The sequence below is a fragment of the Pisciglobus halotolerans genome (assembly GCF_900113675.1).
In the GTDB taxonomy this organism is placed as follows: domain Bacteria; phylum Bacillota; class Bacilli; order Lactobacillales; family Carnobacteriaceae; genus Pisciglobus; species Pisciglobus halotolerans.
Genome location: NZ_FOQE01000060.1, coordinates 1 through 6,729, shown reverse-complemented (window position 1 = coordinate 6,729; position 6,729 = coordinate 1). Strand labels below are relative to the sequence as shown.

At 36.1% G+C, this 6,729-nt stretch carries 6 protein-coding genes and 3 rRNA genes; 7 read left to right on the top strand and 2 right to left on the bottom strand.

The window, feature by feature from the left end; translation table 11 throughout:
- The 4 genes from BM057_RS11055 to BM057_RS11040 all read left to right on the top strand — a co-directional run.
- Positions 1 to 127, top strand: a 23S ribosomal RNA gene (locus tag BM057_RS11055); the annotation flags it as partial.
- Between the two features lie 86 nt (positions 128 to 213).
- Positions 214 to 329, top strand: a 5S ribosomal RNA gene (gene rrf, locus BM057_RS11050).
- 382 nt (positions 330 to 711) lie between these two features.
- Positions 712 to 1,119: a DUF5412 domain-containing protein gene (locus BM057_RS11045; protein ID WP_218147471.1), complete on the top strand. Its 408-nt coding sequence runs from the start codon at positions 712 to 714 to the stop codon at positions 1,117 to 1,119.
- A gap of 277 nt (positions 1,120 to 1,396) precedes the next feature.
- On the top strand, positions 1,397 to 1,945 hold the full coding sequence (locus tag BM057_RS11040) for a GNAT family N-acetyltransferase (RefSeq protein WP_092093782.1): 549 nt from the start codon (positions 1,397 to 1,399) through the stop codon (positions 1,943 to 1,945).
- A 243-nt stretch (positions 1,946 to 2,188) separates the two neighbouring features.
- Here the strand turns inward: BM057_RS11040 and BM057_RS11770 are convergent, their stop codons facing one another.
- Together BM057_RS11770 and BM057_RS11035 are read right to left on the bottom strand one after the other, a co-directional pair.
- Entirely contained in the window at positions 2,189 to 2,353 is a 165-nt protein-coding gene (locus BM057_RS11770; RefSeq protein ID WP_177186252.1) for a hypothetical protein, read from the bottom strand.
- Positions 2,354 to 2,499: 146 nt separating this feature from the next.
- Complete coding sequence (locus tag BM057_RS11035; protein WP_047391901.1) at positions 2,500 to 3,249, bottom strand: MurR/RpiR family transcriptional regulator; 750 nt, start codon at positions 3,247 to 3,249, stop codon at positions 2,500 to 2,502.
- Between the two features lie 426 nt (positions 3,250 to 3,675).
- Here BM057_RS11035 and celB point away from each other — a divergent pair, with 426 nt between their 5' ends.
- The 3 genes from celB to BM057_RS11020 form a co-directional block, all read left to right on the top strand.
- Positions 3,676 to 5,016, top strand: coding sequence for a PTS cellobiose transporter subunit IIC (gene celB / locus BM057_RS11030; RefSeq protein ID WP_218147472.1), 1,341 nt, complete (start codon positions 3,676 to 3,678; stop codon positions 5,014 to 5,016).
- A gap of 32 nt (positions 5,017 to 5,048) precedes the next feature.
- On the top strand, positions 5,049 to 5,948 hold the full coding sequence (locus BM057_RS11025) for a DUF7916 family protein (RefSeq protein WP_047391905.1): 900 nt from the start codon (positions 5,049 to 5,051) through the stop codon (positions 5,946 to 5,948).
- Between the two features lie 611 nt (positions 5,949 to 6,559).
- Positions 6,560 to 6,729 (top strand): 16S ribosomal RNA (locus BM057_RS11020); the annotation flags it as partial.

The following is a 6,729-nucleotide window of genomic DNA, read 5'->3' as shown; positions in this document are numbered from 1 at the left end:
TCGAGATGAGATTTCCCATCACGTCAGTGAGTAAGACCCCTGAGAGATGATCAGGTAGATAGGTTGGAAGTGGAAGTGCAGTGATGTACGGAGCGGACCAATACTAATCGGTCGAGGACTTAACCAAGTTTTAAACGGTGCAATCCGGTAACTGAACGAATGTGAAAAGACAGATCCAGTTTTGAGAGTACAACGTACTTTCAATCAAATAAGTGCGGTGACGATGGCAGGAAGGTCACACCTGTTCCCATGCCGAACACAGCAGTTAAGCTTCTTAGCGCCGAAGGTAGTGAAGGGTTTCCCTTTGTGAGACTAGGACGTTGCCGTGCAAAATGAAAAAGTGAGTTCATCAGAGTCGATCTCTGTATGAACTCACTTTTTTTGTATATTGATCAGTATGGTGCTCAATGACATCTTGTTTTTTTGATTAGATATTAAATATCGTAGATGAGTCAGTATCTTGCCAAGACCATCCTTTCTTTTAACATAGACAACAAATGAGTCTTCAGTAGAATAATAGTCATTCGAAATTTTATTTCACAATGTTCTGAAAAATAAATAGTTAAAGAAGATATCTTTTCACCGCTATTATTGATGAAGAATTATTTTTCATCACCTTTACTGATTTTTAAGGTATCATTAGAACACGGTACCTTTTTGATACACTTATGTGGTTTGTGAAGTATAACATTCAAGGAGACGATACTTGGAATGGTAAATATAATGAAAAATATAATGAAAAATATAATGAAAAATAGAAAGAAGATTATTAGAAGTGTTATGATAGTGGGCTTATTACTTGTGGTTTTCTTTAGCTATGGAATATATTGGGCATTCTTCGATATGAATAGGCTGCCGACAGGAGAATATCTTACAGAAGAAACCTCACCAGATGAAACCTATACTTTAAAGGCATATCTTTCTAACGGAGGAGCTACTACTTCATACTCTATCCGGGGTGAATTAGTATTTAACAACTTAAAGGGGAAGACGAAAAATATTTATTGGAATAACCGCGAAGAATCTGCCAGTATAAAATGGCTAGATAGCGATACAGTAAACATTAATGGGCATAGCCTTGATGTTCCTGATGAAAAATTTGATTTTAGAAATCAATAAATGATGTTGTGCTCTGTTGTAATACTAAAACGAACATATTTTTGCGAATCATGACGTTTCGCAAGCAAAATTAGATGTGAGTTTTCATTAAACGGGTGAAGACTGTATGCACATCCGTTTTGCGGGACTATTTGTATCAGGGTTGCGCTAGTCTTTGCTTGCTAGCGATGTTTCTCTACATCTTCTTACCTTTAGTTGACTTGCAGAAGTCAGCATCTTTGAAAAAAGATAAATGAAAGTAATTTTTTTATTATCATGTGAGACCAAGGAGGAAACGATGCTTATATATAGAATCAATGAAGAAATTTCTTTGAAGGCGTTTGGCGAAGGGGATGCAGAGGAATTTTATCACCTGATCATTCATTCAAAAGATTATTTAAAAGAATGGTTGGGCTGGCTGGATTCTATCAATAGCCCAAATGATACGCTGCGAAATATTCAAGCAAAGCAAAAAGAAGCTGCTGAAAATGGTGGATATCCCATATCTTTTGCTATTGTATATAAAGGTGCAATAGTGGGGACAATAGGATTTAATACTATTAGCAAAATGAATAAAATAGGAAGCATTGGATATTGGTTAGGGGAAGAATATCAAGGAAGCGGAATCATGACCTTGACTTTTGAATTTGTCATTGATTATGGTTTTAAGATGCTAGCACTGCATAAAATTGAAGTAAGGGTAGCTGAGAAAAATGATAAAAGTCGATCACTACCTAAACACTTTGGTTTTGCTGAAGAAGGTCGGTTAAGACAAGTAGAATGGCTGTATGATCACTTTACTGATCATATAGTTTATGGGCTTTTAGCTGAAGAATGGATACGGTAAGGGGATAAACTAGTAGTAAACTAGAAAGATATAGAAGACATAAGGCCTAAATAGAAATAAAAGCAGACTCATCTAAAACGAACATAGCGTTTCATCATTTATTCCAAGAATGTTTAACTTGGACATAAAAAATTTGATGATCGCGATCCATCGTTTGATTTAGAGTCTACTTATTTTTTCATGATTAAATATAAGGCACTTTTTCATGTGACCACTAGTCTTGAAAAAAATTAACTTGGTGTTTCAACTCAATATATCGATTACACTTACGATAATGAGCAAGATGCCAACAATGAGGATGGCTAATCTGACTAAGTTTTTTCGTCCCCCAGCCTCAGTACCTCTATTCCATGTATAGCCGCCCCACACAAGGAGGATACCGATGAACAGTTCGATCCACTCACCCATTCGCCTTCACCTTCTTATCTGCTTGTTGTCTAAGTTTCCTTCTTTTTTCATGTTACATCATTTTTCAATGAGATGTAAAATCATCTACTTTGAAATAAATGGCATTATAAATGAAATGAGAAAGTTGTTTTTTTATCCGCTGCTCCTCATAGTACTTTCTTTTCTAACCCCTGAACTTCTTTTGCGATTCGTTCTAGAATATATAAAGCAGGGATTTGTGAAGTGACATCTGCTCCAGGAACTTTTTGCTGATTGATGTAATATGGAAGGTTGATGTCAGATAATTTAGCAACAGTAGATTGCGAACTATTTGTAATCGAAATAACAACACAATCTCTTGTATTAAGATGTGTAAGGTAATTGACCAATTCTTTTGTCTCACCAGATACGGAGCAAACAACGATGCAGGTTTGCTTTGCAAGATCATTAGATAGGAAATGAACAGGATAGTTAATGGGATCTTCTATTCTAAGAGATAGCTTGAAAATAGAAGTGAAATATAAAGAGCCATATTCTGCTGCTATATTGGATAAACCAATGCCTAAGAAAAGCACAAAGCTTTTGCTGTTCAATAATTCTACTGCTTCTTTGATCTTTTCGTTAAAGGCCGGCTCCATTGCTCTTTTAAAAAAATCAATCAAAGCCGTTTCATCAATCGGTTGTAAATGACTTTGATGTTGCTGCTCTTTGTACAGTTGGAGTTTAACACGAAATTCCGAAAAACCATCACATTCAAATTTCTTACAAAAACGGAGAATAGTGGTAGTGCTAGTATGTGTGTTAGCAGCCAATTCTCTGATTTTCATCTTACACACATCATCTAAATGATCCCTTACATAGTGATAAATGGTCAACTCTAAAGGATTAAGCTCAGGTACATCATCTAAAAATAACATTATTCTGCCTCCAAATAAAATGTAACAATTTGTTTTTTTTTAAAAACAAATTTCTTTTTAAGAGATCTGTTACAATCGCTTATATTTTGAACACGGTTACAATTATCTATATTATAATTTACTCAATGACAGAAAGCGAACCATTATTGAAGAAACGTCTCTTCTTCAACTCAATTGATAAAAGTTGTCCCTGAAAAGAAAAGGCTCTTTTTGATAGATTATGTATGAAGAGTAATTTCTTTTACTGGTTAACGAGAGAGGAATGGCTTTTATAAGTAACAGAAGAAAGGAGGAAAAGTTTTTCATGATAGCCTCGAACTAATTTTGTTTGTATTTTAGGAGGTGAAAAAGCACTTAGAAAAAAGTATTGTAGCTAAAAAAATTGAGTGTTAACAAAAAGTGAGGATGTGAATGAAGATGAATAAAATTAATGATCTTTTAGAAGAAAGGTTACTTCCTATTGCAGTTAAGCTAGGGTCAAATAGAATGTTGATCGCTATTCGTGATGGAATCACATTAGGATTACCGCTGATTATCATAGGATCTCTGTTCTTAGTTATCAGCAGCTTTCCAATAGAAGCATGGACGAATTGGTTAGAAAGTACAGGTATTAGCACTTATTTAAATAAAGGAGTTAACGGTAGTTTTGGCTTGATGGGATTAATTGCTAGTTTTGGAATTGCTCATAGCCTTGCTCGCCAATATGATGTGGATGGCGTATCGGCTGGTATTGTTTCCTTGGCTTCATTTTTGGTAGTAACGCCGAATATTTTTAGCGGAGAAGAGGTTCCATTAGAAGGCATACGTTTAGGATATATGGGGAGTCAAGGATTATTTGTAGCTATTGTGTTAGGGATTATCACTGCATTGATTTTTCAATGGTTTATCAATCATAATATTCAGATTCGTCTTCCAGAAGCTGTTCCTCCAGCTGTTTCGCGCAGTTTTAGTGCATTAATACCAGGAGCAGTCATTATCACGATGTGGTTGATCGTTTATGCTGTCTTAGATAGCTTTGATTTACCAAACGTCCATGATTTGCTAATGGTTATTCTAGGAAAACCCATGAGTGTATTAGGAGATACTTTAGGAGGAACGGTTTTAGTTATTTTCTTCAATAGTTTATTCTGGTTTATGGGTATTCATGGAGGAAATGTAGTGAATAGCATGGTCAATCCAATTTGGCTGATGAATACGGATGCCAACCGGTTGGCTTTTCAAGCAGATCGCACAGCAGCTCTTCCTCACATCATCACTCAACCTTTCATGGATAACTTTGTCTTTTTAGGTGGCGGCGGAGCTACATTAGGATTGATGTTGGTGATTGCATTAGTAGCAGCCAAAAAGAAATCAAGTCAAATCAGTAAAACAATGGCTCCTTTGACATTAACACCAGGAATTTTTAATATCAATGAACCGGCAATGTTTGGTTTACCGGTAGTATTGAATGTTAGCCTATTACTCCCGTTCATTTTAGCACCCATCGCAAACGCTATTATTGCTTACTTTGCGATGTCTACTGGGCTTGTCCATGGAACAGTAGGTGTATCGATTCCATGGACGATGCCTCCGATCATCAGTGGTTTTCTAGCTACTGGCGGACATATCAGCGGTTCTATTTTGCAAGTATTTTGTCTGGTGATCGATGTATTACTATACTTTCCGTTTTACGTATCTGTTGAAAAACAAAACTTAGCAAAAGAAAGTGGTCAATCCCTTGAAGAGATTCAAGCAAAAGAGCATCGAGGAGAAGCAGTTCGTGATTAATTTGTTGTAAAAAAAAATAGTGGAGGATACAAATGGTAAAAAGATTATTAAGTACTAATGCATCTGAATTATTAGCGATGTCAGCAGAAGAATTGAAACAAAGCATCAAAGCAAGTGAAGGGCGTACAGTATTATCAGAAAATGTTGCCCCACATGAGGCTGTAGTAGGAGATATCACCAATGCAGAAGTTGCACGAGCTTTCGGGGCAGATATGATTTTATTAAATGGGCTAAATGTATTGAATCCTCAAGTAGCTGGATTGAAACAAACAGAAGAGAACTTTGTTGAACAGTTGCATAAATTAGTCGGTCGTCCAATTGGAGTAAACCTTGAACCCATAGATATAACTGCTAATATGGCAGAAGATAGACTTATGATAGAAAAAGGTAGACAAGCAAATGAAGAAACGTTAAAAGAAATCGAATCACTAGGGATGGATTTTGTTTGTTTAACAGGAAATCCCGGTACAGGTGTCACCAATGAACAAATCGAAAAGACGATCCGTCTGACGAAAGAATTGTTTTCTGGCTTAATCATTGCTGGTAAGATGCATGGGGCAGGTGTTAGTGAACCTATTTCGGATTTAAAAGTCGTAGAATCTTTTGTTCATGCAGGAGCAGATATTATCCTTGTGCCGGCAGTTGGAACTGTTCCAGGATTTGATGAAGAAGAATTAAAACGAATCGTTAAGGCTACTCATAAGAATGGCGCATTAGTAATGTCAGCAATCGGTACAAGTCAGGAAAGTTCAGATGAAGATACTATTAAACAAATGGCTATCCGGAACAAAATTTGTGGAGTGGATATTCAACATATTGGAGACGCTGGTTATTCTGGTCTTGCACCCGTAGAAAATATTTTTGCTTTAAGTAAGGCAATAAGAGGGAATAGACACAGTATTGCTATGATAGCAAGGTCAGTCAATCGGTGATCAGCAACTTCATATAAGAAAAGAACAAGCATTTCTCATAGCAGAAATTATGCCAATTGGTAGTGAAAAGCTAAAAGGTCAAAAAAACTTTTTAGCTTTTTTTCTGTTACGATTCGTCAAAAAGAGGATCATTATTGGATATGGAATTTTATTCATTTTCGATATCATTTATTCATTCGTGAAATAAACATACCAATTTCTGTTTTTTATTAATAATGTTCGATTTATTCAACTTTTTCTTTGTCGTTTCGCCTGCATTAGAAATAAATGTTCAGTTTTTAAAAATAAAAAAACTTTTTTCAGAAAAACGTTGACGCAAGGCTGAAATCAAGGTATAGTAATACATGTCGTCAGCGGGACATAGACGAAAAAAAATAAAAAATCAAAAAGTTGTTGACAAAGAGTTACACCTTTGATATGATTAAATAGTTGTCGCTGAGACAACACACGCAAGAAATTAGACCTTTGAAAACTAAACAAAGTAAGACGAACCAATGTGTAGGGCGTTTTGACAAGTGTCAAAACAAACAACATTAGTGAATATTTATTCGCTAGCAATTCAATTAATGAGCTACAAGCTTCATTAAAAACGTTGAGTGAGACTCAACACTTTTTATGAGAGTTTGATCCTGGCTCAGGACGAACGCTGGCGGCGTGCCTAATACATGCAAGTCGAACGCTTTTATCTCACCGGGTGCTTGCACCCACCGAGATAAAGGAGTGGCGGACGGGTGAGTAACACGTGGGTAACCTGCCCATAAGTGGGGGATAACATTCGGAA

Bases quoted from the DNA above. Each gene is read 5' to 3' on its own strand.
- BM057_RS11035 (WP_047391901.1), bottom strand. From the start codon at position 3,249: ATGTTATTTTTAGATGATGTACCTGAGCTTAATCCTTTAGAGTTGACC.
- BM057_RS11045 (WP_218147471.1), top strand. From the start codon at position 712: ATGGTAAATATAATGAAAAATATAATGAAAAATATAATGAAAAATAGA.
- BM057_RS11770 (WP_177186252.1), bottom strand. From the start codon at position 2,353: ATGGGTGAGTGGATCGAACTGTTCATCGGTATCCTCCTTGTGTGGGGC.
- BM057_RS11040 (WP_092093782.1), top strand. From the start codon at position 1,397: ATGCTTATATATAGAATCAATGAAGAAATTTCTTTGAAGGCGTTTGGC.
- BM057_RS11025 (WP_047391905.1), top strand. From the start codon at position 5,049: ATGGTAAAAAGATTATTAAGTACTAATGCATCTGAATTATTAGCGATG.